This window comes from Amycolatopsis tolypomycina (assembly GCF_900105945.1).
GTDB classification, from domain to species: Bacteria; Actinomycetota; Actinomycetes; order Mycobacteriales; family Pseudonocardiaceae; genus Amycolatopsis; species Amycolatopsis tolypomycina.
In genome coordinates this window covers 6,136,915-6,162,109 of record NZ_FNSO01000004.1, presented here as the reverse complement: position 1 = coordinate 6,162,109, position 25,195 = coordinate 6,136,915, and the positions used below count along the sequence as shown (strand labels likewise).

The following is a 25,195-nucleotide window of genomic DNA, read 5'->3' as shown; positions in this document are numbered from 1 at the left end:
CGCTCGCGGGCTGGTGCGTTCGGCCTACCCTTGGTTTACTCTCCGGTAGCTCTCATACCGCCGGTACGGCGTCAGCTCTCTTCCCGCAGCAACGGAGGTGCCCGGATGAGCCTGGTCGCGCTCGCCACGACGATGGCGGACAAGGTGACCGAGACGGTGCGCAGCGTCGACGTGATGCGGCGGGCGGGCCTCGTCCCCTTCCCCAGGGTCGACGAAGGCGTGCGCTCGCTGGTCGCGTTGCGGAAGTTCGGCCCGTTCGCCGGCGCCAACCACATCTCCGCCCGCCGCGACCCGGCCGCCGTCGGCATCGTCGACGAGCTCGGCCCGCTCACCTACAAGCAGCTCGACGACCAGTCGAACGCGCTGGCCAGGGCCTGGTCCGAGCGCGGCATCAAACCCGGCCAGGTCGTCGCCGCGCTCTGCCGCGACCACCGCGGCCTGGTCATCACGATGGCCGCGTCGGGCAAGCTCGGCGTCCGGTTGCTGCTGATGAACACCGGGTTCGCCAAGCCGCAGCTGACCGACGTCGCCGAGCGCGAAGGCGTCACGGCGATCGTCTACGACCAGGAGTTCACCGGCCTGCTCGACGCGATCCCCGCGGGCGTCGACCGCTACCTCGCCTGGGTCGACCCGGGCGCGGACCTGACCGACCGGACCGTCCCGGTGCTCGCCGAGATCATCGCCAGCACCGACGACCGGCCGTGGCCCGCGCCGGCCAAGCCGGGCGGGTTCGTGCTGCTGACCAGCGGCACCACCGGCACGCCGAAGGGCGCGCCGCGGCCGCACACCTCCGCGCTGGCCTCGGCGCAGTTCCTCGACCGGATCCCGCTGCGGTCGGGCGAGGCCACCTACATGGGCGCGCCGCTGTTCCACGGCACCGGCCTCTCGCAGTTCATCCTGTCCTTCGCGCTCGGCTCGAAGGTCGTGATGCGGCGCAAGTTCAACCCCGAAGAGGCGCTGCGCGGCGTCGCCGAGCACAAGTGCACCGCGCTCGTGCTGGTGCCGACCATGCTGCAGCGCATCGTCGACCTGCCCAAGGACGTCCGGGACAAGTACGACACCTCCGCGTTGCGGATCATCTTCGTCGCCGGCTCGGCGCTCTCGCCGGACCTGGGCAACCGGGCCAACGAGGCGTTCGGCCCGGTCGTGCACAACCTCTACGGCTCGACCGAGGTCGCGGTGGCCACGGTCGCGACGCCGGAGGACTGGGCGAAGGCGCCGGGCACGGTCGGCCGCGCGCCGGTCGGCTGCAAGGTGGCCCTCTACGACGAAAAGGGCCGCCAGATCACCGAGCCGCACGTCACCGGCCGGGTGTTCGTCGGCAGCGGCCTCAGCTTCGGTGGCTACACCGACGGCCGCCACAAGGAGATCATCGACGGCCTGCTCTCCAGCGGTGACGTCGGCCACTTCGACGAGGACGGCCTGCTGTTCATCGACGGCCGCGACGACGAGATGATCGTTTCCGGCGGCGAGAACGTGTTCCCGATCGAGGTGGAGAACCTCCTCGTCGAGCGCGAGGACGTGATCGAGGCGGCGGTGATCGGCGTCGAGGACCCGGAGTTCGGGCAGCGGCTCAAGGCGTTCGTGGTGAAAGCCGACGGGGCCGACCTCGACGCCGACGAGCTCCGCGAGTACGTCAAGGCGAACCTGGCGCGCTACAAGGTGCCGCGGGACGTCGAGTTCCTGGCCGAGCTGCCGCGCAACGCGACCGGGAAGGTGCTGCGCACCAGGCTGTCGTGACCCGGGCTGCCCGGGTCAGTCCCAGTCGATGCCGAACACGCCCGGCCCGAAGTCGAACGTCACCGCGTGGACGCCGTCCTCGCCGTCGAGCTTGAGGGGACGGCGGGCCAGCGTGCCGGTCGCCCCGTTGCGCGAGTACTGCCAGCAGTGCTCCGGGGCCGTGCCCCTGGCGAACCTGACCTCCAGCAGGTACTCGCGCACCGGCCGGCGGAACTCGCGGTAGTGGGTGTTGCGGCACTCCGGGAACGGTGGCCCGCTGTTGGTCAGCGTGTACTCGATCAGGTGCGTCTCGCCGCGGTTGATCGGCTGGTCGAAGAGCAGTTCGGCGACGAGCAGGCCGTGCGACTCGTCGATCTCGGCGCGGCCCACCCGGCAGTTGCGCACCGTGTGCAGCTCCGGCACGCCCGCCGCCGGGTCGTCCTGGGTGTACACCAGCAGCCAGCGGTCCTGGCCGTCCGCCGCGGCCTGGAACACCGCCCGCGCCGTCACGGCCCGCTGGCCGCCGTCCGCGGCGATCTCGCACAGGTCGTGCAGCCCGACCATCTTGAGCGGCTGCCTGCGGTCGAGCGCGTGCGGTGCCCCGACCTTCTCCAGCAGCGGCTGCAGCACCTCGCGCGGGAACGACATCGGCTCGCCGCCGGCTTGGCGCCTCCCGGCACCGCCGCGGGGCCGCGGCGGCGGCAGCAACCCGAGCAGGGCGCCGGCGGGGACGTCGAGGATCTCTTCGAGCGTGCGGACGGCCGAAAGCGAGCTCTGCCGCTCCGGTTGCCGCTTGCCCGACTGCCAATAGCTGAGCGCGGTCACGCTGACGACGACGCCGCGGGCCCGCAGCCGCGCCTGGATCCGGTCGAGCGACAGCCCGCTCGTGGCGATCGCCGCGCGCAACTGGATCGCGAATTCGGTGCGCCCGCTCTCCTGGTCGTCACCCACCGCTGCTCGCCATCGCTGAAACCCCGACCCGCCCCATGCCGTCCCCCGACGATCCCCGACACGGAGCACCGTAGCAGTTTTCCCGGCGCTTCCCGCGCCCCTCTTCGGCCGTGCCGCCGGGACGGCCGCTCGGGCGAACGGGCTAGTACTGGCAACTGTGAACCATTGCCCCGGCCTGGGCCGACGCGCTTGTATGACTTGCCTGCGCCGGTGGCACCGCCTCCCCCTCACGGCCCACCCGGGCGCAGGTGCGACCGGCCGCGCGAGCGGTTCCGGCTCCGGTTCACCCGGCCGAGTTGTGCGACCGGCCGGTGTGGCCGCGCGATGACCGGTGGCCCGGCGACGCCCCCAGCGCCGGGCCACCGGTCTTGTTACCAGCGAGTAAGCTCCACCCATGGCCGTCCGCAAGAACATCCTGATCACCGGCGCCAGCAGCGGGTTGGGCGAGGGCATGGCCCGCCAGTTCGCGGCGAAGGGGCGCAACCTCGCACTGTGCGCGCGGCGCACCGAACGGCTCGAGAAACTGGCCGCCGAGCTGACCGCGGCGCATCCGGGGATCACGGTCGTCACGCGCACCCTCGACGTCACCGACCACGACCGCGTCTTCACCGTCTTCGAGGAGTTCCGCGCCGAGCTCGGGTCCCTCGACCGGGTGATCGTGAACGCCGGGCTCGGGAAGGGGCAGCGGGTCGGCACCGGCCGGTTCGACGCCAACCGGCAGACCCTCGAGGTCAACTTCGTCGCGGCCGCGGCGCAGATCGAGGCCGCCGCCGGGATCTTCCGCGAGCAGGGCGCCGGCCACCTCGCCGTCATCTCCTCGTTCAGCGCGCTGCGCCCGTTTCCGGGCAAGCTCACCGCGTACGCCGCTTCGAAGGCCGGGATCTCGGCGTTCGTCGAGGGCACCCGGATCGAGCTCAAGCGCCAGGGCATCGCCGTCACCGACGTCCTGCCCGGCTACATCGAGTCGGAGATGAACGACCGGATCGGCCGGAACCCGTTCCTGGCCAAGGCCGAAACCGGCGCCCGCGCGCTGGCCAAGGCGATCGAGGCCGAGCGCGCCCGTGCCTACGTCCCGGCGTGGCCGTGGGTGCCGCTGAGCGTCGTCATGCGCGTGGTGCCGGCCGGGCTGCTGGGTAAGTTCGCGTGAACGCCCCGGTCGAGGTCCGCGCGGAGGACGCCTTCGACGCGGGCGCGGTGCACGCCTGGCTGAGCGCGAAGGTCGAGGGCCTCGGGGCCGCACCGCCGCACGTCCGGCAGTTCCCCGGCGGCGCGTCCAACCTGACGTACCTGCTGACCTACCCGGACCGCGAGCTGATCCTGCGCCGCCCGCCCGCCGGGCACAAGGCGGCGTCGGCGCACGACATGCGGCGCGAGTACCGCGTGCAGCACGCGCTGAAGCCGGTGTTCCCGTACGTGCCGCGGATGGTGGCCTTCGGCGACGACCCGGCCGTGCTCGGCGGCGACTTCTACGTCATGGAGAAGCTCGACGGCCTGATCCTGCGCGGCGACCTCCCGCCGGGCATGACGCTGAGCCCGGACCAGGCGCGCGAGCTGTCCGGCAAGGTCGTCGACCGGCTGGTCGACCTGCACGCCGTCGACGTCGAAAAGGCCGGGCTCGCCGACCTCGGCAAGGGCGCGGGCTACGTCGAGCGGCAGATCCGCGGCTGGTCGGAGCGGTACGTCGCGGCGCGGACGGACAACGTCGGCGACTTCGCCGAGGTGCGCGCGTGGCTGGCCGCGAACCAGCCGGCCGAGGTCGGGATCTGCCTGATCCACAACGACTACCGGCTCGACAACCTGGTGCTGGACGGCCCGTCGACGCTGAACATCACCGGCGTCCTCGACTGGGAGATGGCCACGCTCGGCGACCCGCTGATGGAGCTGGGCAGCATGCTCGCCTACTGGGTCCAGGCCGGCGACGACGACGTCATGCACACCAGCCGCCGCCAGCCGACCCACCTGCCCGGCATGTTCACCCGCGAGGAGTTCGTCGCGCGGTACGCCGAGCGGACCGGGCTCGCGGTCGGCGACTGGCGGTTCTACGAGGTCTACGGCCTGTTCCGGCTGGCGGCGGTGCTGCAGCAGCTGTACCGGCGCTACCGCGACGGCGGCACCCGCAACCCGGCGTTCAAGGACTTCTGGCAGTTCGTCGGCTACCTCGACTGGCGCTGCCGGGAGATCATCGCGAAGGGGTGTGTGTAGTGGGCGCGATCTACCTCGTCCGGCACGGCCAGGCGTCGTTCGGCGCGGCCGACTACGACGCGCTGTCCCCGCGCGGCTTCGAACAGTCCACTGTGGTCGGTGCGGAACTGCTGCGGCGCGGGGTGGTGTTCAGCCAGGTCCGGTCGGGTTCGCTGGCCCGGCAGCGCGACACCGCGGCCACGGCGCTGAAGGTGCTCGGCAGCGACGTCCCGGTGGTCGAAGACCCGCGCTGGAACGAGTACGACCACGTCGACATCGCGCTCCACCACGCCGGCGGCGCGCCGCAGGAGGATTCGCGGGCCTACCAGGGCGTCCTGGACGCGGCCCTGACGGCGTGGACGTCGGCCGGTGCCGGTGGGCCGTGCGCCGAGACGTGGCCCGCGTTCCTCGCGCGGTGCCGCGACGCTCTTTCGGACTTGGTCGCGTCCCTGGGCAAGGGCGAGCACGCGGTGGTGTTCACCTCGGGCGGCGTGATCGCGACAATCTGCGGCCTGCTCATGGGGACGCCCGAGGCCGGGCTGCTCAAGCTCAACCGCGTAACGGTCAACGGCGGGATCACCAAGCTGGTGTCCGGCCGCGGCGGCGTCACGCTGCTGTCGTTCAACGAGCACCCGCACTTCGAGGCGGACGCGGCGTCGCTGCTCACCTACCGATAGGAGCCCTGATGCAGTTCGGCGAGGTCACGCTGTACCCGGTGAACGGCCACGGCCCGGAGGACGTCGTCGTGGACGCGGAGGGCCGCGTCTACACGGGTGTCGACGACGGCCGGATCCTGCGCCTGTCACCCGACGGGCAGCGCGTCGACGTCATCGCGGACACGGGTGGCCGCCCCCTCGGGCTGGAGCTGTACGGCGACGACGAGCTGCTGATCTGCGACGCCCGCGCCGGACTGCTGGTGGTCCCGCTGACCGGCGGTTCTCCTTCGGTGCTGGCCACTTCCGCATTGGGCCTGGACTTCGTGTTCTGCAACAACGCGGCGGTGGCGTCCGACGGGACGGTCTACTTCACGGATTCCTCCCGCCGCTTCGGCATCGACAACTGGCGCGACGACCTGATCGAGCAGACAGCGGGCGGCCGCCTGCTGCGCCGGACCCCGGACGGCACGATCGACCTGCTGCTGGACGGCCTCCAGTTCGCGAACGGCGTCGCACTGGCCCCGGACGAGTCGTTCGTGGCGGTGGCGGAGACGGGCGCCTGCCGGGTGTCACGGGTGTGGCTGCCCGACGGCCGGTCCGATGTGTTCGTCGACGGCTTGTGGGGCTTCCCGGACAACATTTCGACGGGCACGGACGGCCTGATCTGGATCACGCAGGCGTCACCGAAGGTGGCGGCGCTGGACGTGGTGCGCCGGCTGCCGCCGTTCCTCCGGGCGGCTGTCCGGCGGCTGCCGACATCGCTGCAGCCGAGCCCGGGCCGCGAGGTGGGCGTCCTGGGCGTCGCACCAGACGGCCGGGTGGTGCGGGAGCTGCGTGGCGAGATCGACGGCTTCCACATGCTGGTGGGCGTCCGCGAGTGGCAGGGGAAGCTGTACTTCGGGTCGCTGGAGGAGTCGGCGATCGCCGTGACGCCCGTGCGCTGAGCCCTCAGCGCCCCGTCCAGCGCGGCTCCCGCCCCGCGGTCCACGCCGCGTAAAACTCCTTGTGGTCCTTCGCCGTCATCAGCAACGCCTGCGTGATCGCCTCCAGCTCGATCGCGCTGCCCAGGTCCATGTCCAGCTCTCGGGTCAGCAGCACCTTCGTCGTCGCGTAGGCCAGTGCCGGGCCGTCGGCCAGGCGCCGGGCCAGTGCCGATGCCACCTCCGGGAGATCTGCGTCGGGCACCACCTGCGAAGCCAGCCCGATCTCCGAGGCCCGCGCAGCCGACACCTTGTCCCCAAGCATCAACAACTCCGTCGCGCGACCCAAGCCGACCAGCCGCGGCAAGAGATAAGCCGATCCCATGTCCGCGCCCGCCAAGCCCACCTTCGTGAACAGGAACGCGAACTTCGCCGACTCCGCCAGCAACCGGAAGTCGCTCGCCAGCGCGATCACCGAGCCCGCTCCCGCCGCGACTCCGTTGACCGCCGCGATCACCGGGATCGGGCACTCGCGCAGGGCCTTCACCACCGCGCCCGTCATGCGGGTGAACTCCAGCAGCTCCGCCGTCTCGAACTTCTGCAGCTCGCCGATGATCTCCTCGACGTCGCCGCCCGAACAGAACCCCCGGCCTTCGCCGGTGATCACCAGGACCCGGACGTCCGCGTGCTGGGGGAGCTCGATCACCAGGTCCCGCAGGTCCGCGTAGACGTCGAAGGTCAGCGCGTTGAGCTTCGAAGGGCGCGTGAACGTCACCGTCGCCACCCCGTCGGCCACCGCGAAGCCGAAGTGCTCCCAGTCGCGCGTCAGCGGGGCAGTGGCACGGAACGGGCTCATGACTGGATTCCTCCGCCGTCGAGTACGAGGGTCTGGCCGTTGATCGCGGCCGCTTCCGGGGCCGCCAGGAAGGACACCGCGAACGCCACTTCGGACGGCTCCAGCAGCCGGCCGAGCGGGGACGCCGCCGCCAGTGCCGCTTCCGCCTCCGAAGTGGACCGCCCCGACCGCGAGACGATCCGCTCCACCGAGGTCGCCGTCATGTCCGTGCGGACGAACGCCGGGCACACCGCGTTTGCCGTGACGCCGGTGCCGGCCAGCTCCGCCGCCACCGCGCGCATGAACCCCACCGCCGCGTGCTTCGACGCCGTGTACCCCGCCGTGTAGCGGTAGCCGACGTGCGAGGCCGTCGACGCGACCGTGACGATCCGTCCGCTGTCGCGCGCGCGCATGCCGTCCAGGACCGCGCGCGTGCAGAGGAACGCCCCTGTCGCGTTCACCTCGAACTGCGCGCGCCAGTCGGCCAGCGAAGTCCGGGTCACCGGGGCGCTCGACGAGATCCCGGCGTTGTTGACCAGCACGTCGACCGGGCCCACCGCGGCGAAATACGCGGCCACGGCCTCCTCGGAGGTGACGTCGCAGTCCGCCCGGCCCGGCGCCAGCACGGTGTCGCCCGCGGCGCGGAAGCGGTCCGTGATCGCCGCGCCGATGCCGCGCGTGCCGCCGGTGACCACGACAAGGCGGCTCACGGGCGGGCCGCCAGGGCGCGCCGGTCGAGCTTTCCGTTGGCCATGCGGGGGAGTTCCGTCACGAAAACCACCTCGCGGGGGTACTTGTGCTTGGCCAGGTGGGCTTTCGCGTGTCGCTGAAGCTCTTCCGCCGACACGGGACTCCGCACCACGACGTACGCGCGCGGCACGACCAGGCCGTCGACCTCGTGGCCGACCACCGCGCAGTCCACCACGGCGGCGTGGCCGAGCAGGCAGTCCTCGATCTCGCCGGGCGCGACGAAGACCCCGCCGACCTTGAGCAGCGCGTCCGCGCGGCCGTGGTGGCGGAAGGAGCCGTCGGGGGAGCGGCTGAACAGGTCGCCCGACGTCAGCGTGTCGCCGTCGAACGTCCGTGCCGACTTCTCCGGATCGCCGAAGTACTCCCGCGCGATCGTCGGCCCGGTCACGCGCAGCGGCCCGATTTCCCCGTCCGGCAACGGTTCCCCGAGCTCGTCGACGACCTCGGCCGTGTAGCCGGGGACCGGCGTGCCGAGCGTGCCGACGCGGGCCGCGCCCGGCCGGTTCGACAGGTAGATGTGGTACGCCTCGGACGAGCCGATCCCGTCGACCACCGGCACCCCGAAGGTCGCGTCCCACTTCCGGTGCAGCTCCGAGGGCAGCGCCTCGCCCGCCGACGTCGTCATCCGCAGGCAGCTCAGGTCCTGCTCGGCCGCGGCCGGGTGGGCGACCATCGCGCTCATCATCGTCGGCACGTTGACCAGCACGCTCGGCCGGTGCTTCGCGATCAGCTCGAACATCAGATCCGCGGTGCTGCGCTCGGGAAACGCGATCCCCGCGGCTCCGACGCCGAACGGGAACAGCGCGACCAGGTCGCGCGCGTAGCCGAAGAACAGCTTCGGCACGGCCAGGACTTTGTCGTCCTCCCGCAGGCCGAGCACCTGGACGGCGTACCGCCGGAAGCTTTCGAGAGGACTGCGCAGCGGGTGCACGCACGCCTTGGGCGCGCCCGTGCTGCCGGTGGTGAACTTCCAGATCCCGACGTCGTCCACAGTGGTCGGTGCCGCCGACAAAACATCCGGTGCCGCGTCGACGAGTGTCCGGAATGGACGCTCGCCGGGGCGCAGCTCGTCGGAGGGCACGCCGGTGACGAACAACCCGGTGGCGCCCGCTTCGCGCAGTGCGGGCAACGTGACAGCGTCCGCGACCACCGCCACGGCCTCGGTGTAGCCGAGGTAGTACGCGTAGTCCTTGGGCTGCAGGAACGGGTAGACCTCGGCGGTGACCGCGCCGATCTTCTGGGCGCCGTACCAGGCCGCGACGAACTCCTCGCCGTCGCTCAGCGCCAGCAGCACCCGCTGCCCACGACGGACACCGGCGTCGAGCAGCACGTTCCCGACACGGTTCGCCAGCGCCGCCAGCGACGCGTAGCTGATCGCACGGTCGCCGACGTACAGGGCGGTCCGGTCACCCCGTCCCGCGGCCACGTGCCGGTCGAGGAAGTACGTGGCGAGGTTGAACGGCTCACTCACGGGCCAGCTCCCGGATCGCTTCCACCAGCAGGTCGGTCAACGTCGAGAACGTCTGTTCACCTTCGGCCGCGGTCGCCTCGGCGGGCGCCCCGCAGTACGCGTCGGACATGCCCATCGCGAGGAATCCCCCGTCGGAAGGCGCGGCGGCCAAACTCACGGGCACGTGCGGCAGCGTCCGCATCAGGGCCTGGTCGACCAGCTCGGGCCGGTCGGCGAGCACCAGCGACGTCTCGTAGCGCCCGGCGTGGCACTCGCCGGACCGGAACTCACTCGTCAGCCGCTGCGCGTGCCGCCGCCGGACCAGGTCGAGCAGGGCGACGCGACCGTCGTAGGCGAAGTTCAACGTCTCCACCGCGCGCCGCAGCGTGACCAGGTGCGCGGGTTCGAAGTGGTTGTTGACCAGCAGGATGCGCCGGAGCCGCTGGCCGATCAGGGCCGCGCCGATGTCGACGAGCAGCGAGTGCAGCGTCTCCTCGCCGATGTGGATGCCGCCGGCGAACCCGGCCGCGAACCGCGTCACGCCGTAGGGGACCTCGGGCAGCACCAGGACGTGGACGTCGTCGTCGGCGGCCAGGCGAGAGGCCGCGCGCTCGCACATCCCGCGCGAAATGAGCGGGTCCGTGCCCAGCGGCGCGTGCGGACCGTGCGGCTCGATCGCCCCCAGCGGGAGCAGCAGCACCGGGACGCGCTCGGCCGAAGCGAGCGCAGCGACCTGCCGCGAGGTGAGGTCCGCGAAGTACGTCACGCAAATCAAGCTACACCGCAGCGACCTGAGGTGTATAGAGTTGCGCCCATGCCCACCGACGCCTTCGAAGCCGGCCCCCAGGAGCTGGTCGTGACGTTGCTGGGCAGCTACGTGCACCCGCGCGAGACCCGCCGGGTGTGGTCGGGCGGCCTGGTCGCGGTGCTCGCCGAGCTGGGCTTCTCCGACGGCGCGGCCCGGATCGCGCTCACCCGCCTGGTGCGCCGCGGCCTGCTGCAGCGCCACCGCGAAGGCCGCACCGTGCACTACTCGCTGACCCGGCGCACCATCGCGCTGCTCGCCGACGGCGACCGGCGGATCTTCTCGCTCGGCCGCCGCGAGCGCGCCGCGGGCGAGTGGACCGTGCTGTGGCAGAGCATCCCCGAGAGCCGCCGCCAGGCCAGGGAACGCCTGGTCCGGCGGCTGCGGTTCCTCGGGTTCGGGCCCTACCAGGACGGCACCTGGATCGCCCCGCACGACCGTGAGGCCGAGGTCGTCGCCCTGCTCGGCGAACTCGACGTCACCGAGCACGCCGGGCTGCTGCTCGGCCGCCCGTCGGCCGCGCTCGACGTCCGCCGGTTCGCCGGCCGGGCGTGGGACCTCGACGACCTGGCCGCGCGGTACGCCGCGTTCGTCGGCCAGTTCGGCGGGTACGCCGGCCGGGAGCCGCCGGACGCCGAGGCGTTCGAGGTGCGCACCCGGCTGGTGCACACCTTCCGGATGTTCCCGTCGCTCGACCCGGAACTGCCCGCCGACCTGGTGCCCGCCCCGGACCGCCGGGCGGCGGCGGTCGAGCTGTTCCACGATCTGTACACCGCGCTCGCGCGCCCCGCGCAACGCCACTTCGACGAGGTGACCCGAGGATGACCGAACCCAGCCCCGCGACCCAGGAAGCCCTGAGCTACACCTCGTACCTCGGGCTCGACGAAGTGCTGAACGCCCAGCGCCTGCGGTCCGACGAGCACGACGAGCTCCTGTTCATCGTGATCCACCAGGTGTACGAGCTGTGGTTCAAGCAGATCCTGCACGAAGCCGCCTTCCTCCAGGCCAACCTGGAAAAGGGCAACACCGCGCACTCCATCCGCACGCTGCGCCGGATCCTCACCATCCTCAAGGTCGCGGTCGCGCAGATCGACGTGCTGGAAACCATGACGCCCAGCCAGTTCACCAGTTTCCGCGCCCGTTTGGACGCTTCGAGCGGCTTCCAGTCGGCCCAGTTCCGCGAGCTGGAGGCGGTGCTGGGGCGGCGCGACGAGCGCGTGTTCGCGCACTACCCCGAGGACGGCGAGCAGCGGAAACGCATTGCCGAAGCGATGGCGCGACCGTCCTTGTTCGACTCTTTTCTCGCGTACCTCAAGGTTTCTGGCTATGCCGTGGAGTGTGACCGAGACGTCACTCGACCGGTGGAGCCGTCCCCGGCCCTGCAGGCGATATTGCTGGACGTGTACAGCGACGACGGGGGACCCTCGGTCGTCGCCGAATGTCTGGTGGATCTCGACGAAGGGATGCAGGAGTGGCGCTACCGGCACGTGAAGATGGTCGAACGCACCATCGGCGACAAGACCGGGACGGGAGGATCATCCGGCGCGACCTACCTGCGTACCACGCTTTTCCAGCCGATGTTCCCGGATCTCTGGGCCGTACGGAGCCGACTGTGACCACTTTGGACGACCTGCGCGCGGACGCCAACAGCCTCGCCGCGCACTACACCCGGTTCGCGGTGGCCGACCGCCTCCTGCTTTCCGGGCACTCGCACCAGGCCTGGCCGGACGTCGCCGAGGAGGGACTCCTGGAGTCCTTCGCGGACGCCGCCCGTGACGTCGACGGGAAGTGGGAGCGCGCCTTCGCCAAGGCCGACCAGCTGCGCGCGGGCTTCCGCCTGCTGCTCGGCGACCCGCACGGCGAGTACGCGCTCGGCGCCAGCACGCACGACCTGGTGCTGCGCTTCCTGTCGGCGATGGAGCTGCCGCGGCGGCCCCGCCTGGTCACCACCGACGGCGAGTTCCACACCCTCCGCCGTCAGCTCGCCCGCCTCGAAGAAGAGGGCGTCGAGGTGGTGCGGGTGCCCCTGGAACCGGTGACGACGCTCGCCGAGCGCGTCGCCGGCGAGGTCGACGGCAACACCGCCGCCGTGCTCGTGTCCGCGGTGCTGTTCGAGACCTCCAGGCTGGTGCCGGGGCTGGCGCACCTCGCCGACGTCTGCCGCGGCCGGTCGATCGAGCTCGTCGTCGACGCCTACCACGCGCTCGGCGTCGTCCCGTTCGCGCTGCACGACCTCGGGCTCACCAACGCCTGGGTGCTCGGCGGCGGCTACAAGTACCTGCAGCTCGGCGAGGGCAACTGCTTCCTGCGGCTGCCCGCGCACGCCCAGGAGCTGCGCCCGGTGATCACCGGCTGGTACGCCGAGTTCGGCGCGCTGGCCGACGAGCGCCACCCCGGCCAGGTGCCCTACGCCATCGGCGGCGACCGGTTCGCCGGCGCCACCTATGACCCGGCCAGCCACTACCGCGGCGTCCGGGTCCAGCGGTTCTTCGCCGAGCACGGGCTCACGCCGGAGTTCCTGCGCGAGGTGTCCCAGCACCAGGTGGGGCTGCTGGCGTCGGTGTTCGACGAGCTCGCGTTGCCCGAAGACGTCGTCACCCGCGACCGCGAGACGCCGCTCGGGATGCTCGGCGGGTTCCTCTCGCTGCGCTGCGCCGACGCGCCCGGGCTGCAGGCGGCGCTGGCCGCACACGGCGTCCGCACCGACAGCCGGGGGCAGTACCTGCGCTTCGGGCCGGCGCCGTACCTCTCCGATACGCAGCTGGAGACGGCGATGGGCACCCTCGGCAAGGTGCTCCGCTGAGAGAGAGAAGGGCACTTTCACGTGAAAGTGCCCTTCTTGGAATTACCGGTCCGTATGGCGGGACCTCCACTGGTCTCGCGATCATCGGGGATCTAGGTTGGTCCCGGGCACCCGAGCGGACGACCTCCGCACCGGGCACCCGCCAACCCGTGAAGCGCGTCCCGGCCACGAAACCGGGCGCGGATGACAAAGGAGTCACCACCGTGACCGAAGGAGTGTTCGCCCGGGGCACCGGGCACGAACAGGTCGTGTACTGCCACGACCAGGCCAGTGGCCTCAAGGCCATCATCGGCATCTACTCCACCGCGCTCGGCCCCGCTCTGGGCGGGACGCGCTTCCACCCCTACGCCACCGAATCCGAAGCGCTTGACGACGTCCTCGCGCTGTCCAAGGGCATGGCGTACAAGAACGCCCTCGCCGGGCTCGACCTCGGCGGCGGCAAGGCCGTCATCATCGGCGACCCCAAGACGATCAAGTCCGAAGCGCTGCTGCGCGCGTACGGGCGCTTCGTGCAGTCCCTGGGCGGCCGCTACATCACGGCGTGCGACGTGGGCACGTACGTGCAGGACATGGACGTCGTGGCCCGCGAGTGCCGGTACGTCACCGGCCGCTCGCCGGAGGACGGCGGTGCCGGCGACTCGTCCGTGCTCACCGCGTTCGGCGTGTACCAGGGCATGCGCGCCTCGGCCGAGCACCTCTGGGGCAGCCCGGACCTGGCCGGCAAGCGCGTCGGCGTGGCGGGGGTCGGCAAGGTCGGCCACATCCTCGTCGGCCACCTCGTGGCGGCGGGGGCGCAGGTGACGATCACCGACGTCTACGCGCCGGCTGTCTCGCGCACCCTCGAGGTCTACCCCTCCGTCCAGGTCGCGTCCGATGTGGACACCCTGCTGCGCACCGAGCTCGACGTCTTCGCGCCGTGCGCGCTGGGCGGCGTCCTGAACGACGAGACGGTGCCGGTGCTCGGCGCGAAGATCGTCTGCGGCGCGGCGAACAACCAGCTCGCCCACGCGGGCATCGACAAGCAGCTCGCCGACCGCGGCGTCCTGTACGCGCCGGACTACCTGGTCAACGCGGGCGGCGTGATCCAGGTCGACGACGAGCGCCACGGCTTCGACTTCGAGCGCGCCAAGCGCAAGACGACGGCGATCTACGACACGACGAAGGCGGTGTTCGCGCTGGCCGACACCGACGGCGTGCCCCCGGCGACGGCGGCCGACCGCCTCGCCGAGCGCCGGATGACGGAGGTCGGGCGGCTGCGGTCCATCATGACCGGGTGAGTCTCGCTGCGTTCTTCGAAGCGGTGGGCGTGCGGGGTTTCCTGCACGCCCGCCGTCTCGGTTCGGCCGAATCCCTGGGGTGCGACGCGGATGCGCCGGTGGTGCTGGCGTCCGTGGTGAAGGTGCCGTTGGCGTTCGAGTTCGCGCGCCAGGTGGCGGCCGGCTTGCTGGACCCGACGGACCGGGTGCACGCGTCGGCGGCGGACCGCCTGGGCGGCACCGGTTCGGCGGGCTTCGCGGACGACGTCTCCTACAGCCTGCGCGACGCGGCCCTGCTGGCACTGTCGGTGTCCGACAACACGGCGGCGGACCTGCTGTTCGACCGCGTCGGCGTGGACAACGTCCGGTCGCTGCTGGCGGAGCTGGGCCTGACGCGGACGTCGGTCATCGGCGCGCCACGGGACGTGCTGCGCACGATCATCGAGGACACGGCCGCCGGGGTCCCGTTGCGGGCGCTGGATCCATTGCGGACATCGGCGACCACGCCCCGCGAGATGACGGCCCTGCTGGCGGCGCTCTGGGCGGACGAGGCGGGCGCACCGGTCCGCGAGTGGATGACGGCCCAGGTGAGCTGGCACCGGTTGACGGCGGGCTTCCCGCCGGAGGTGGCGGTGGCGGGCAAGACGGGCACGATGCCGGGAATCCGCAACGAGATCGGCGTGGCGCGGTACCCGGATGGGGCGGAGTACGCGGTGGCGGTGTTCACGGTCGGCGGCGCGGAGACGTTGCGCAGGCCGGACATCGACCGCGCGATCGGCCAGGCCGCCCGGGCGGCGGTCGATCAGCTCCGTTCGTAGAACTCGTCCCACGGTCGCGGGCCCTCCGGCGGCGGCACCAGCCGCGAAACCCCGTCGTCGCCGAGGACCGTCGCTGCGAGCTCGGCCAGCTTTGCCGCCTGGGGGTGCGGGCTCGTCGAGGGCCAGGCGAACGCCATCCGGGCCCGGAGCACCTCGCCGTCGAGCGGCCGCCACACCACTCGCGGTTCCTTGCGGGCGCGGGGTTCGAACGCCACGCCGTGTCCCGCCAGGACCAGGCCGAGCACGAACTCGGGATTCCGCGCGTGCCGGATCGCGGCCGGGCGGAAGCCGTGGTCCCAGCACGTGCGCACCAGCGCGTCGTAACTTCCGGGCGCGGCCGCGCGCGGGGCGTGGACCAGACCTTCGCCGGCCAGGTCGGCCAGCGCCAGCCCCGTGCGGCGGGCGAGCGGGGAATCGCGGGGGAGCAGCACGCCCAGCGGAGTGTCGACGACCGGGCCGAGCTCGAGCCCGACCGCGTCCACCGGCAGCTGCAGGAGCCCCGCGTCCAGGGACCGGTCGGCGAGCAGCCGGGCCTGCTCGGCCGTGGTGAGCTCCTGCAGGTCCAGCCGCACGGACGGGCACTCGTCGGCGAACTTCGTCAGGATTGCGGCCAGCACCCGGCCGGGCAGGTCCGGCGGCACGCCCGCGCGCAGGCTGTCCAGCTCGCCGCGCTCGGCCTTCGCGACGAGCGCCGTCATGCGGTCCCACCGGGACAGGACGTCGCGCGCCTCGGCACGCAGCACTTCGCCCGCTTCGGTGAGCGTGACGCGGCGGCCGCGCTCGAACAGCTTCGCGCCCAGCTCGGCTTCGAGCCGCTTGACGCGCTGGCTCAACGGCGGCTGCGCGATCCCGAGCCGGTCGGCGGCCCGGCCGAAGTGCAGTTCGTCAGCGACGACGAGGAAGTACCGCAGCGAACGAAGGTGGTCCACGCAGCGACGATAGCCGTTCGGCTATCAAAACGCCGTCGTGACGATCTTGGACAACGGCGGGCGAGTCGTGGTCGGGTGTCCGTTATGGACAACGGATTCAGCAGGCGCGGGCTGTTCGGCGCGGGCGCGGCGGCCGCGGCGATCCTGGCGGGCGTGCCGGCCACGGCACAGGCCGCGCCGAGGACTTCGGGCATGACACTCCGCTGGTGGGGCAACAACAGCTGGGAAATCCGCATCGGGGCGAAGACGGTTCTCATCGACCCGTGGCTGACCCGGTTCAAGACGGGGACCTACACCCCGGAGGGCGCCGACCCGCGCACGCCGCTCTCGGTGAACCGCGCGCTGATCGACGGCTACCTCGACCGCGGGTTCCTCCGCGCGGACCACATCCTGGTGACCCACGGCCACTACGACCACCTGACCGACGTCCCGTACCTGGCCCGGCGCACCGGAGCCACGGTGCTCGGGACCGAGACGCATTTGAGTCTCATGGCGGCACTGGGTGCCCCGGAGGACCAGCTGGCGATCGCCACCGGCGGCGAGGACCTGGCGTTCGACGGCTACGCGATCCGCGTGCTGCGCTCGCTGCATTCGGCGACCGGCGACCGGGCCCAGGTGGCCTACCCGGGAACGAGGCCGCTGTCCCGCCGCGACCGGCCGCGGGTGATCGCGGACCTGCTGGAGGGCGGCACGCTGGCCTACGCGGTGTCCGGTGGCGGGGCGAGCGTGCTGGACTTCGGGGGCTCGAACTACGTCGAGTCCGAGCTGGCGGGGCTGCGCCCGGACGTGGTGCTGCTGCCGCCGGGCGGGGCGAAGGTCCGCGAGTACGTCCCCCGGCTGCTGCGCACGGTGGGCAACCCGCGCTACGTGGCGGCGACGCACTGGGACGACTTCGACCTGCCGTTGGGCCAGGTGAAGGACGCCGGAGGCCTGGAAACCCTGCGGAAGGCGGTGGCGGCGGCGAGCCCGGGCAGCGAGTTCGTGGTGCTCGACCACCTCGGCGAGTTCACGCCCTGAACCGGCGAGGGCCCCCACCGCGCGCGGTGGGGGCCCTCGTGCTCAGCCGCTCTTGCGGCGGAAGGTCCGCTTGTTCGCCGCCGGGCCGTGGGCGTGCTGGTTCTTTCCGCCGCCGTTCTCGTGCGACGCGCCCGAGCGCGCGTGCGCCTGCTTGCGCTCGAGTGCTTCGCGGAACTTGCGCTTGACGTCGTCCTCCTCGCCGCTGGGCGACGGGTTCGGTTCACTCATGCCTACCTCCGAAAACGACGACGTGTGACCGCTCCAGCCTGGCAGTCGCGCAGCCGCTTGGCGAGTCGATTTCAGCGTTGGGGGGACGGCACGCCGCCGAACTGCACCGACGTCCGGGTCAACGGCCGGCCGCAGTGGTCGCACAGCAGCATCGGGCGCAGGCGCTGCCCGCACTCGACGTGGTGCAGCGTGATGTCCGGCTCCTGGCCGGCCACCTCGAAGCCGCGCGACCACTCCGCGATGAACGCCAGCGCCGGGAAGAACGCCAGGCCCTTCGCCGTCATGCGGTAGTCGCGGGCGTCCGTGCGGGTCTTCGCCGTGCCGGTGCGCAGGACGCCGACCTCGACCAGCTTGCTCAGCCGCGCCGACAGCACGCTCGGGCCGATCCCCAGCTCGCGCTCGAACTCCGAGAAGTGGCGGCAGCCGAGCAGCGCCGAGACGAGCAGGCCGGTCGACCACCGGTCGCCGAGCAGCTCCATCGTGTCCGGGAAGAACATCAGCGGGTCGCCGGCCAGCGAGTCGGCGTCCTTGCGGCGGAAGCGCTTGGACGCCGTCGCCGCCGCGACGCCGGTGCTGTCCAGCCGTTCCGCGCGGACGTCGCGCGCGTCGACCCGGCGGCCGCAGGCGGCGCACCCGAGCGGCGCTGATGTAGCCAGCTCGCAGTCGAGGTGGATCAGCGTCGGGAGCACCGCGCGACGGCCCTCGACCCACTCGCGCTCCCACGCCCAGATCGAGATCAGCAGCGGCCACAGCTCGAGGCCGCGCTCGGTCAGCCGGTACTCGTGCCGCGTGCGGCGCGCGTCCCGGTACGGCACGCGGGTGAGCATGCCCGCGTCCACCATGTCCCGCAGCCGTCCCGACAACGCCGTCGGCGAAATCCCCAGCCGCAGGCGCAGCTCTTCGTAGCGCCGGAAGCGCAGGAACAGGCTCTGCAGGATGAGCAGCGTCCACTGGTCGCCGACCAGCTCGAGCGCCCGGCGGAGCGGATCTCCCGCCGGCCGGATGCGGTGTGCAGGCGCTTCGGTCACCCGTTCCCCCTCGTTACCTGACGGCCTCAGCGTACACCTGACTACACCAAAAGAAGCCTATTGACACCTGGGTACACAAATCATAGTCTCGTCTCCATCAGCCCCGGCAGCCAGGGAGCAGCCCGATGACCAGCACCTCCGAACAGCCGCTGATGGTGGCCCGGACGGCGGACGCGGCCGAGGCGAACCCCTACCTGCTCGGCGTCTACGCCCCGGTCGGCACCGAGATCGACGCCGAAGACCTGCAGGTCATCGGCGAGATCCCGAAAGACCTCAACGGCGTCTACCTGCGCAACGGCCCGAACCCGCGGTTCGCCCCGGAAGGCCGCTACCACTGGTTCGACGGCGACGGCATGATCCACGCGGTCCACCTGGAGAACGGCAAGGCCCGCTACCGCAACCGCTGGGTCCGCACGAAGGCCTTCGAAGCCGAGTCCGCCGCCGGCAAGGCGCTCTGGACCGGCGTCATGGAGAACCCGAAGGACAACCCCTTCGGCAACAGCCACGGCCTGGGCCTCAAGGACAACGCCAACACCGACGTCGTGTTCCACCGCGGCCGGATCCTCGCCACCTGGTACCTGTGCGGCTCGCCGTACGCGGTCGACCCGCTGTCGCTGGAGACCCTCGGCGCCGAAGACTTCCTCGGCACGCTGGCCGGCGACATGATGGCCCACCCCAAGGTCGACGAGACCACCGGCGAGCTGTTCTGGTTCGACTACGGCGCGCGCCCGCCGTACCTGCGCTACGGCGTGATCAGCGCGGACGGCACCGTCGTGCGCACCACCGACATCGAGCTGCCCGGCCCGCGCCTGCCGCACGACATGGCCATCACCGAGCACTACGCGGTGCTGATGGACCTGCCGCTGGTCCAGGACCTGGCGGCGGCGAAGCAGGGCCGCCACAAGCTGCACTTCGACCGCTCGCTGCCGAGCCGCTTCGGCATCCTGCCACGCTACGGAGACGGTAGCCAGATCCGGTGGTTCGAAGCGAGCCCGTGCTACATCTACCACGTCGTCAACGCCTGGGAGCAGGGCGACGAGGTCGTCCTCGACGTCTGCCGCGTGCAGCGCCCGCAGCCGCGCGCCGACGCGCACACGCCGCTCGCGAAGATGCTCTCCTACCTGCGGCTCGACGCCCAGCTGCACCGTTACCGCTTCGACCTGCGGACCGGCGCGTGCCACGAGACGCCGCTCGACGACGACAACACCGAGTTCCCGACCGTCGACGCCCGCGGCGTCGGCCGGCGGAACCGGTACTCCTACGCGGTGCACATCTCGCCCTCCTCGACGCTGAAGTTCGACGGGCTGGTGCGCCACGACAATCTTGCCGGCACGAAGACCGAATACCGGTTCGGTCCCGGCCGGTGGGGCAGTGAGGCTCCGTTCGCACCCCGCGAAGGAGCAGCCGCCGATTCGGCGGACGGTTATCTGGTGACGTTCGTGCAGGACGAGCGCGAGGGGCGCTCCGAACTGGACATCTTCGACGCCGCCGATCTCGCTGCCGGACCCGTGGCCAGGGTCCTGCTTCCCCAGCGTGTCCCGCTCGGTTTTCACGCGACCTGGGTCCGGGCGGACCAGCTGGAAAACCTCCGTTCATGAGATGCCATCGAGAGGGTCGCGCCCGGGACTTCCGGACGTGGGGATGGTGGAGTGCGGAGACGATCGACCAGCTCGTGAAGGAGCGGGTCAGTGCCGACCCGGAGGGTCTCGCGCTGGTCGATCCACCGAACACCACCGCACTGGTCGGACGCGACCCGGTGCGGTGGACCTGGAACCGGCTCGACGAACGCGTCGACGTCCTGGCCGCGTTCCTGCTCGCCAGAGGGGTGCGGGCAGGTGACGTCGTGGCCGTGCAGCTGCCGAACTGCTCGGCCCTGGTGCAGGCGTTCCTCGCGATCGTGCGGATCGGCGCGATCGTCACCCCGTTCCCGGTGTCCTACCGGGAACACGAACTCGGCCCGATGTGCCGGCGCACCGGTGCCGTCGGGGTGGTGACCGCATCCAGATACGGCGAGCACGAGCTCGCCGGGGCGGCCCTTGGGCTAGTAGGCGCTGCGGCGCCGTCGGTCCGGTTCGTCGTCGCCAAGGGGGACGACGAACCGGCCGATGCCCTGGCCTGGCCCGAAGCACCACTGTCCGAAGCGGAGCGATCTACTGTGGACTCCGCGCTGACCGAAGCCGACGTCAACGACTGCGTCACGATCTGCTGGACGTCCGGCACCGAAGCCGAGCCGAAAGCGGTGCCGCGCTGCCACGGCGACTGGCTCGCGACCGCGCGCGGCTGCGTCCAAGCGGCCGGGATGACCCGCGACGACGTCCTGCTCTCGCCGTTCCCGATGACGAACATGGCCGGCATCGGCGGCATGTTCCTGCCGTGGCTGCTGACCGGCGCCGTGTTCGTCCCGCACCACCCGTTCGACCTGCCGGTGTTCCTGGGCCAGCTCGCGGCCGAGCGGGTGACCTACACGCTCGCGCCGCCCGCGTTGCTGATCATGCTGCTGCACAACGAAAAGATCCTGTCCGGAGTGGACATCTCGGCGCTGCGCAAGATCGGCTCCGGCTCGGCGCCGCTCTCGCCGTGGCTGGTGCGCACCTGGGCGCAGCGGTACGGCATCGACATCATCAACTTCTTCGGCTCCAACGAAGGCACCGCGCTGCTGTCGGGTCCGGCGGACATCCCGGACCCGGACCAGCGCGCGACCTACTTCCCCAACTACGCCGCGGACGTCAGCTGGTCGACCCCGGTGGCCGACTGGACGTCGGTGCGGCTGCACGATCCGGTCACCGGCGAGCACGTGACCGAACCCGGGCGCCCCGGCGAGCTGCACATCGCCGGGCCGACGGTGTTCGCCGGGTACCTCACGGAGCTGGGCGAGCCGCTCGACACGTCGTCGTTCGACGCCGACGGGCACTTCCGCACCGGCGACGTCTTCGAGATCGACGGCGAGCGCGGGGAGTTCCTGCGGTACGTCGACCGGATGAAGGACCTCGTGATCCGCGGCGGCATGAACATCTCGCCCGCCGAGGTCGAAGGCCTGCTGGCCGGGCACCCGGACGTCGCCGACGTCGGCGTGGTCGGCGTGCCCGACGACGTCATGGGGGAGCGGGTGTGCGCGGTCGTCGTGCCGGGCTCGCGCAAGCCGTCGCTCGACGAGCTGGTCGCGTACCTGCGCGAGAAGCAGGTGGCCGCGTTCAAGCTGCCGGAGCGGCTCGAATACGCCGACGCCCTGCCCCGCAACCCGGTCGGGAAGATCCTCAAGCGGCAGCTGCGGGAGAGCCTGGAGTGACGTCATGACGGTGTTTGTGCTGGGCGGGGCGCAGACCGACTTCGCGCGCAACTTCACCAAGGAAGGGCGCGGGCTGCTCGAGCTGTTCGCCGAGGTCGTGCCCGCCGCGCTCACCGACGCCGGTGTTTCGGCCGAAGACGTCGAAGTCGCGCACGTCGGGAACCTCGCGGCGGAGCTGTTCACCGGCCAGGCCCAGCTCGGCGGGCTGCTGGTGGCGGCCGTCCCGGAGCTGGACGGCGTGCCGTCGACCCGGCACGAAGCCGCGTGCGCGTCGGGCAGCACCGCCGTCCTCGCCGCGTGCGCGGACCTCGAAGCGGGCCGCTACGACGTGGCGCTGGTCGTCGGTGTCGAGCTGATGCGCAACGTCGACGGGCAGCGCGCGGCCGAGCACCTCGGGTCCGCCGCCTGGGCCGGGCACGAAGCCGTCGCCGCGAAGTTCCCGTGGCCCGCGCTGTTCGCGGACGTCGCCTCCGCGTACGACGCACGGTATGGACTCGATCCCGGCCCCCTCGGGCGGTTCGCGTCGCACGCCTTCGACCGCGCGGCGCTGAACCCCCTGGCCCAGGCCCGCGACTGGCGGTTCCCGGCCGGTGCCTTCGGGCCGGACGACGAGCTGAACCCGGTGATCGAGGGGAGCCTGCGCAAGCAGGACTGCGGCCGGATCACCGACGGCGCCGCGGCGGTCGTGCTGGCCTCGCCCGCGTTCGCCGAACGGCTCGGCGGCGGGTTCCCGCGCATCGCGGGCTTCGGGCACCGCACCGCGCACATCGGCCTCGCGCCGAAGATCGCCCCCGACGGCGAGTACCTGTTCCCGCACCTGCGCGGCGCCGTCACCGACGCCTACCGGCGGGCGGGCGTGCCCGGGCCGGACGCGCTCGACGTCGTCGAACTGCACGACTGCTTCACCATCACCGGCCTGGTCGCCCTGGAGCACCTCGGCGTGGCCCCGCCGGGCGGCGGCGGCCGGTTCATCGACGACGGCGGTCTCGACGCGGCCGGGGTCAACCCGGGTGGCGGCCTGATCGGCCTCGGCCACCCGGTCGGCGCGACCGGCGTCCGCATGCTGCGCGACGCGGCCCGGCAGGTCTCGGGCACGGCGGGCGAGACGCAGGTCGGGGGCGCGCGGACGGCGTTGACGCTGAACGTCGGCGGCTCGTTCACCACGGTGGTCACGATGGTGGTCACCGCATGAGGCTGTCGGTGTCGCTGGGGCTCTGGCAGGACCGGCCGCCGGAGGAAGCGCTGGAGACGGCCCGCGCGGCCGAGGCCGAGGGCTACCCCGAACTGTGGATCGGCGAGATGGCGACGTGGGACGCCTTCGCCCTCGGCACCGCGATCGGCGCGGCGGCTTCGCGTCTTTCCCTCACCTTCGGCCCGCTGGCGGTGACCGTGCGGGACCCGGCCACGATCGCCATGGGCGTCGCCTCCGTGGCCGCGTTGACGGGCCGGGCGACCGGGGTGGCCTTGGGGACGTCCAGCGACGTCGTCGTGCGCGGCTGGCACGGCCGGTCGCGCGAGCGGGCGGCGACCGCGCTGGCCGAGTCGGCGGTGGCGGTGCGGCAGCTGCTGAGCGGCGAGAAGTCCACTGTGGACGGCTCCGTCGTCGGCTCGCAGGGGTACCGGCTGCGGCTCCCCGCGCCGAAGTCGCCCGTGACGATCGCCGCGTTCGAGCCGCGCGCGCTCGCCGTCGCGGCTCGGCACGCCGACCGGATGGTGGTCAACCTGGTCAGTCCCGCGGCCGCGGCGACGCTGGTGCGCGGCCTGCGGGAAGCCGCTGCGGCCAGGGGCACCACCCCGCCGCCGGTGGCCGCGTGGGTGGTCGCGGCGGCCGACCCGGGCCCGGCCGAGCTGGCGCAGCTCCGCCGGGGAGTGGTCGGCTACCTCGCGGCGCCGGGCTACGCGGACATGTTCCGCGCGGAAGGCTTCGGCGACCTGATCGACTTCGCGCTCACCCGGCCGCACCCGCGTGAGCTCCTGGCCGCGGTGCCCGCCGAGGCGATCGCCGCGGTGGGGCTGGTCGGGTCCCGCGCCGAGATCGCGGCGAAGATCGGCTCGTACGCGGCCGCGGGCGTCGATGAGCTGGCGATCGTGCCCGCGACCAGCGACGACGATCCCGGGGGCGCGAAAACTCTCGCCGCGTGTCGATCCGCGGCCGTCCCGTTCGACGCGTAAGCATGACTGAAGCTCACGAAACCAAGAACCTCGACGGAACCGGGACCGCGGCGGCGCTGCCGTGGAGCAGGGCGCGCGACCTCCTCGCCACCCAGACCCCCACGGAGGACCTGACGTTCTTCGTCGGGACCGTCCGCCCCGACGGGCGGCCGCACGCCGCCGGCGTCGGGGCCATCTGGGTCGGCGACGCCCTGTACTTCGTGAGCGGACCCGGCACGCGCCGGGCCCGCAACCTGGCGGCGAACCCGGCGTGCACGGTGTCGGTGCGGCTGCGCGGCCTCGACCTCACGATGGAAGGCGAGGCCCGGCAGATCGACGACCCGGCGACGCTGGCGCGGGTGGCGGCCGTCTACCGCGAGGGCGGCTGGCCCGCGACGATCCTGGACGGCGGGTTCGACGCCCCGTTCATGGCGGCGAGCGCCGGGCCGGCGCCGTGGCACCTGTACCGGCTCACGCTGGACCGGGCCATCGGCGTCGCCACCGCGGAGCCGCACGGCGCCACCCGCTGGGACTTCAGCCGCTGATCGCCGAGGCGACCAGCCCGCCGATCGCGACCATGCCGTCGGCGTTGGGGTGCAGCGGTGCCGCGATCGCCGTCGGGATCACGCTCTCGAACCACTTCACGCCGGGCAGCTTGCAGACGTCGTGCCCGATCGAAGCGGTCCGGACGTCGACGTAGTGCGCGTCGTGCGCGGCGGCCTGCCGGGCGAGCGCGGCGTTGGTCCGGTCGATGCTGCCCTGGATGTAGTTCGCGTCGCGCGGGGTCAGTGGCGCGATCGGCCAGCAGCCGTTGCGCGGCAGGTACGTGCCATAACCGGCCACGTAGACGTCCGCGTTCGGCGCCTTCGCGTGGATCGCGTCCAGCAGCGCGCCCCACACCGGCTCGAACGCGGCGATCTTCTCGGCCAGCTGGTCGTGGCCGCCCGCGGTGTACCGGTCGACGCAATCGGGAACGATGCCGGGGAGCAGGTTGATGCAGCTCGTCGCGGCGCCGACCAGGCCGACGTCGTTGCCGCCGATCGTCAGGGTCACCGTGCGGGTCTGCGCGCTCAAGGCGTCCAGCTGCGGCGGCACCGGCCCGGACGACGTCTGCTGCGGGGCGGTCATGTCCGCGGTCGTCGCGCCGGAGCACGTGACGTCCTTCAGCGGCACGCCGAGCTGCTTGGCGGCGACGTGCGGGTAGTCGAGCAGCGACCGGAGGCAGCCGGGGGAGGAGAGGTCCGGCGGCGGGATCAGCGGCCCGGCTGCCGCCGAATCGCCCAGTGCCACGTACTCGCCGGGGGTGGCCGCCGCTGCCGGGCCCGCTGCCGCGCCCGTCAGCGCGGTGACCATGATCGCGATGAACGCCGTCGTCCTCACTCGCACGCCCGTCCTCCTTGACGTTGTGCTCA

The 25,195-nt window shown here is 72.1% G+C and carries 25 protein-coding genes; 16 read left to right on the top strand and 9 right to left on the bottom strand.

Annotated features, from left to right (window positions below):
- Window positions 1-105: 105 nt before the first annotated feature.
- Window positions 106-1,740: an acyl-CoA synthetase gene (locus tag BLW76_RS37805; protein ID WP_091316634.1), complete on the top strand. Its 1,635-nt coding sequence runs from the start codon at window positions 106-108 to the stop codon at window positions 1,738-1,740.
- A 15-nt stretch (window positions 1,741-1,755) separates the two neighbouring features.
- Here BLW76_RS37805 and BLW76_RS37800 read toward each other — a convergent pair whose 3' ends face one another.
- Window positions 1,756-2,670 (bottom strand): hypothetical protein, encoded by a 915-nt coding sequence (locus BLW76_RS37800; RefSeq protein ID WP_091316632.1) that lies wholly within the window; start codon window positions 2,668-2,670, stop codon window positions 1,756-1,758.
- A 394-nt stretch (window positions 2,671-3,064) separates the two neighbouring features.
- On the opposite strand from BLW76_RS37800, the gene BLW76_RS37795 reads away from it, so the two are divergent.
- The 4 genes from BLW76_RS37795 to BLW76_RS37780 are packed head-to-tail and all read left to right on the top strand — an operon-like array spanning window position 3,065 to window position 6,451.
- Complete coding sequence (locus BLW76_RS37795) at window positions 3,065-3,817, top strand: SDR family oxidoreductase (protein ID WP_091316631.1); 753 nt, start codon at window positions 3,065-3,067, stop codon at window positions 3,815-3,817.
- The gene (locus BLW76_RS37790; protein ID WP_091316629.1) at window positions 3,814-4,872 is read left to right on the top strand and encodes a phosphotransferase family protein; all 1,059 of its coding nucleotides are present in this window, start codon (window positions 3,814-3,816) and stop codon (window positions 4,870-4,872) included. The genes BLW76_RS37795 and BLW76_RS37790 overlap by 4 nt, the downstream gene beginning before the upstream one ends.
- On the top strand, window positions 4,872-5,528 hold the full coding sequence (locus tag BLW76_RS37785; RefSeq protein WP_091316627.1) for a histidine phosphatase family protein: 657 nt from the start codon (window positions 4,872-4,874) through the stop codon (window positions 5,526-5,528). The genes BLW76_RS37790 and BLW76_RS37785 overlap by 1 nt, the downstream gene beginning before the upstream one ends.
- 8 nt (window positions 5,529-5,536) lie before the next feature.
- Window positions 5,537-6,451, top strand: coding sequence for an SMP-30/gluconolactonase/LRE family protein (locus BLW76_RS37780; protein WP_091316625.1), 915 nt, complete (start codon window positions 5,537-5,539; stop codon window positions 6,449-6,451).
- Window positions 6,452-6,455: 4 nt separating this feature from the next.
- Here the strand turns inward: BLW76_RS37780 and BLW76_RS37775 are convergent, their stop codons facing one another.
- The 4 genes from BLW76_RS37775 to BLW76_RS37760 are packed head-to-tail and all read right to left on the bottom strand — an operon-like array spanning window position 6,456 to window position 10,228.
- Window positions 6,456-7,283, bottom strand: coding sequence for an enoyl-CoA hydratase family protein (locus tag BLW76_RS37775; protein ID WP_091316624.1), 828 nt, complete (start codon window positions 7,281-7,283; stop codon window positions 6,456-6,458).
- Window positions 7,280-7,972 (bottom strand): SDR family NAD(P)-dependent oxidoreductase, encoded by a 693-nt coding sequence (locus tag BLW76_RS37770; RefSeq protein ID WP_091316622.1) that lies wholly within the window; start codon window positions 7,970-7,972, stop codon window positions 7,280-7,282. Before BLW76_RS37770 ends, BLW76_RS37775 begins: the two co-directional genes overlap by 4 nt.
- Window positions 7,969-9,483, bottom strand: coding sequence for a benzoate-CoA ligase family protein (locus BLW76_RS37765; RefSeq protein WP_091316620.1), 1,515 nt, complete (start codon window positions 9,481-9,483; stop codon window positions 7,969-7,971). The genes BLW76_RS37770 and BLW76_RS37765 overlap by 4 nt, the downstream gene beginning before the upstream one ends.
- Entirely contained in the window at window positions 9,476-10,228 is a 753-nt protein-coding gene (locus BLW76_RS37760) for a creatininase family protein (protein ID WP_091316618.1), read from the bottom strand. Before BLW76_RS37760 ends, BLW76_RS37765 begins: the two co-directional genes overlap by 8 nt.
- 48 nt (window positions 10,229-10,276) lie before the next feature.
- Between BLW76_RS37760 and BLW76_RS37755 the strand changes: the two genes are divergently transcribed.
- The 5 genes from BLW76_RS37755 to BLW76_RS37735 all read left to right on the top strand — a co-directional run bounded on the left by BLW76_RS37755 (window position 10,277) and on the right by BLW76_RS37735 (window position 15,144).
- Window positions 10,277-11,092 (top strand): PaaX family transcriptional regulator, encoded by an 816-nt coding sequence (locus BLW76_RS37755; RefSeq protein WP_091316616.1) that lies wholly within the window; start codon window positions 10,277-10,279, stop codon window positions 11,090-11,092.
- Entirely contained in the window at window positions 11,089-11,883 is a 795-nt protein-coding gene (locus BLW76_RS37750) for a tryptophan 2,3-dioxygenase (protein ID WP_091316615.1), read from the top strand. The genes BLW76_RS37755 and BLW76_RS37750 overlap by 4 nt, the downstream gene beginning before the upstream one ends.
- Window positions 11,880-13,070, top strand: a complete 1,191-nt coding sequence (locus tag BLW76_RS37745) for a kynureninase (protein ID WP_091316613.1) — start codon at window positions 11,880-11,882, stop codon at window positions 13,068-13,070. The genes BLW76_RS37750 and BLW76_RS37745 overlap by 4 nt, the downstream gene beginning before the upstream one ends.
- Window positions 13,071-13,273: 203 nt before the next feature.
- Entirely contained in the window at window positions 13,274-14,347 is a 1,074-nt protein-coding gene (locus BLW76_RS37740; protein ID WP_091316611.1) for a Glu/Leu/Phe/Val dehydrogenase dimerization domain-containing protein, read from the top strand.
- A complete protein-coding gene (locus BLW76_RS37735; protein WP_091316610.1) occupies window positions 14,344-15,144 on the top strand; it encodes a serine hydrolase in 801 nt (266 codons plus the stop codon). The genes BLW76_RS37740 and BLW76_RS37735 overlap by 4 nt, the downstream gene beginning before the upstream one ends.
- On the opposite strand, the gene BLW76_RS37730 is transcribed toward BLW76_RS37735, so the two are convergent.
- Window positions 15,129-16,073, bottom strand: a complete 945-nt coding sequence (locus BLW76_RS37730) for a LysR substrate-binding domain-containing protein (RefSeq protein ID WP_091316608.1) — start codon at window positions 16,071-16,073, stop codon at window positions 15,129-15,131. The two genes, BLW76_RS37735 and BLW76_RS37730, sit on opposite strands and share 16 nt — an antisense overlap.
- Before the next feature lie 84 nt (window positions 16,074-16,157).
- Here BLW76_RS37730 and BLW76_RS37725 point away from each other — a divergent pair, with 84 nt between their 5' ends.
- Entirely contained in the window at window positions 16,158-17,090 is a 933-nt protein-coding gene (locus tag BLW76_RS37725; RefSeq protein ID WP_091316606.1) for an MBL fold metallo-hydrolase, read from the top strand.
- 42 nt (window positions 17,091-17,132) lie between these two features.
- Here BLW76_RS37725 and BLW76_RS37720 read toward each other — a convergent pair whose 3' ends face one another.
- Window positions 17,133-17,318 carry a DUF5302 domain-containing protein gene (locus BLW76_RS37720; protein ID WP_004559232.1) on the bottom strand — a complete coding sequence of 62 codons (186 nt, stop codon included), beginning with the start codon at window positions 17,316-17,318 and terminating at the stop codon, window positions 17,133-17,135.
- 71 nt (window positions 17,319-17,389) lie between these two features.
- Window positions 17,390-18,346 (bottom strand): winged helix-turn-helix transcriptional regulator, encoded by a 957-nt coding sequence (locus tag BLW76_RS37715; RefSeq protein ID WP_091316604.1) that lies wholly within the window; start codon window positions 18,344-18,346, stop codon window positions 17,390-17,392.
- Window positions 18,347-18,471: 125 nt separating this feature from the next.
- Between BLW76_RS37715 and BLW76_RS37710 the strand changes: the two genes are divergently transcribed.
- Genes BLW76_RS37710 through BLW76_RS37690 form a run of 5 tightly spaced genes read left to right on the top strand, consistent with a single transcriptional unit; the run spans window position 18,472 to window position 24,328 of the window.
- Window positions 18,472-19,944, top strand: a complete 1,473-nt coding sequence (locus BLW76_RS37710) for a carotenoid oxygenase family protein (RefSeq protein ID WP_091316603.1) — start codon at window positions 18,472-18,474, stop codon at window positions 19,942-19,944.
- Complete coding sequence (locus tag BLW76_RS37705; RefSeq protein WP_091316601.1) at window positions 19,941-21,632, top strand: class I adenylate-forming enzyme family protein; 1,692 nt, start codon at window positions 19,941-19,943, stop codon at window positions 21,630-21,632. The genes BLW76_RS37710 and BLW76_RS37705 overlap by 4 nt, the downstream gene beginning before the upstream one ends.
- 4 nt (window positions 21,633-21,636) lie before the next feature.
- Window positions 21,637-22,824, top strand: coding sequence for an acetyl-CoA acetyltransferase (locus BLW76_RS37700; RefSeq protein WP_091316599.1), 1,188 nt, complete (start codon window positions 21,637-21,639; stop codon window positions 22,822-22,824).
- Entirely contained in the window at window positions 22,821-23,804 is a 984-nt protein-coding gene (locus BLW76_RS37695) for an LLM class F420-dependent oxidoreductase (RefSeq protein ID WP_091316598.1), read from the top strand. Before BLW76_RS37700 ends, BLW76_RS37695 begins: the two co-directional genes overlap by 4 nt.
- 2 nt (window positions 23,805-23,806) lie before the next feature.
- Complete coding sequence (locus BLW76_RS37690) at window positions 23,807-24,328, top strand: pyridoxamine 5'-phosphate oxidase family protein (protein ID WP_091316596.1); 522 nt, start codon at window positions 23,807-23,809, stop codon at window positions 24,326-24,328.
- Here the strand turns inward: BLW76_RS37690 and BLW76_RS37685 are convergent.
- On the bottom strand, window positions 24,318-25,163 hold the full coding sequence (locus tag BLW76_RS37685; RefSeq protein ID WP_091316594.1) for an SGNH/GDSL hydrolase family protein: 846 nt from the start codon (window positions 25,161-25,163) through the stop codon (window positions 24,318-24,320). The two genes, BLW76_RS37690 and BLW76_RS37685, sit on opposite strands and share 11 nt — an antisense overlap.
- Between the last annotated feature and the right edge of the window lie 32 nt (window positions 25,164-25,195).

Excerpts from the sequence above, each read along its gene's own strand:
- BLW76_RS37805 (WP_091316634.1), top strand. The coding sequence starts at position 106 with ATGAGCCTGGTCGCGCTCGCCACGACGATGGCGGACAAGGTGACCGAG.
- BLW76_RS37795 (WP_091316631.1), top strand. The coding sequence starts at position 3,065 with ATGGCCGTCCGCAAGAACATCCTGATCACCGGCGCCAGCAGCGGGTTG.
- BLW76_RS37780 (WP_091316625.1), top strand. The coding sequence starts at position 5,537 with ATGCAGTTCGGCGAGGTCACGCTGTACCCGGTGAACGGCCACGGCCCG.
- BLW76_RS37775 (WP_091316624.1), bottom strand. The coding sequence starts at position 7,283 with ATGAGCCCGTTCCGTGCCACTGCCCCGCTGACGCGCGACTGGGAGCAC.
- BLW76_RS37755 (WP_091316616.1), top strand. The coding sequence starts at position 10,277 with ATGCCCACCGACGCCTTCGAAGCCGGCCCCCAGGAGCTGGTCGTGACG.
- BLW76_RS37750 (WP_091316615.1), top strand. The coding sequence starts at position 11,089 with ATGACCGAACCCAGCCCCGCGACCCAGGAAGCCCTGAGCTACACCTCG.
- BLW76_RS37725 (WP_091316606.1), top strand. The coding sequence starts at position 16,158 with ATGGACAACGGATTCAGCAGGCGCGGGCTGTTCGGCGCGGGCGCGGCG.
- BLW76_RS37720 (WP_004559232.1), bottom strand. The coding sequence starts at position 17,318 with ATGAGTGAACCGAACCCGTCGCCCAGCGGCGAGGAGGACGACGTCAAG.
- BLW76_RS37710 (WP_091316603.1), top strand. The coding sequence starts at position 18,472 with ATGACCAGCACCTCCGAACAGCCGCTGATGGTGGCCCGGACGGCGGAC.
- BLW76_RS37705 (WP_091316601.1), top strand. The coding sequence starts at position 19,941 with ATGAGATGCCATCGAGAGGGTCGCGCCCGGGACTTCCGGACGTGGGGA.
- BLW76_RS37700 (WP_091316599.1), top strand. The coding sequence starts at position 21,637 with ATGACGGTGTTTGTGCTGGGCGGGGCGCAGACCGACTTCGCGCGCAAC.
- BLW76_RS37695 (WP_091316598.1), top strand. The coding sequence starts at position 22,821 with ATGAGGCTGTCGGTGTCGCTGGGGCTCTGGCAGGACCGGCCGCCGGAG.
- BLW76_RS37690 (WP_091316596.1), top strand. The coding sequence starts at position 23,807 with ATGACTGAAGCTCACGAAACCAAGAACCTCGACGGAACCGGGACCGCG.